Below are 802 nucleotides of genomic sequence, written 5' to 3'. Positions count from 1 at the left end.
GCCTGCCGCCTGTTAGTGAAAGTGCTCAGAGCCTTTATAACTATGCACGATTCCTTGATTCAGGGGTTGCTCAAAAGGACTATCAACAGATTGCCAGATTTTATCGATTAGGTTACGCAGCGGGCAGCTACAAGGCTGGCACCAATCTGCATACGTTGATATCACAAGGCATGATTAAAAGTGATGAGCCTGGCAAGAAAGTCATCGATATTGTCGAGTCGCTCATTTCGGCAGGTGTTCCAGGCGGCTACTACGATATGGGGCATTACCTGGAGCTTGGATATGGGGTCAAACAGGATACCAGTCGAGCACATGCATATTTTCGAAGAGCTGCGGACTTGGGCAACCCCGATGCGCAGTTTTACGTGTCGAAGTTGCTTGAAGGGATTACGCCTGCGAAACAAGTAGTTCTTGATATGCGTCGTTGCGCGATGAATCAGGGGCATGCGCAGAGCGCTTACCATTACGGAATGTTTTCAAAGGTGCGGCACTCTTATCCTGAAGCTATTGAGGGTTTTCAGTCCGGCACCCGAAATGGCAGTAGTAATAGTGCCGGGTTCTTGAGCGGAGGGTTTGCAACACCAGATCCAAAAGACCGGTTGTATTATTTTGCGCTGGCTGAGGATCCAGAGCGCTCCCGACGCTACGCAATAATCGAGGAGTTCCTCGACCGCTTTGAAGACCTTGGTGCCAAGGTCCCCGACATCGACAGCATCGTCCCGCTCCCCCCCGCCAAACTCCCGGACTGGGACGGCACCTTCGAATGGCTGAAAAAAAGGGACTCCACACCACCTCCGGAGAA

The 802-nt window shown here is 51.7% G+C and carries 1 protein-coding gene; it reads left to right on the top strand.

The window, feature by feature from the left end; all coding sequences use genetic code 11:
• On the top strand, positions 1–802 hold an 802-nt coding region (locus AC07YV_RS29860; protein WP_494990407.1), incomplete at both ends, for an SEL1-like repeat protein.

Source organism: Pseudomonas sp. GW456-E7 (assembly GCF_059424105.1).
This window is presented reverse-complemented; position numbering and strand designations above follow the sequence as displayed.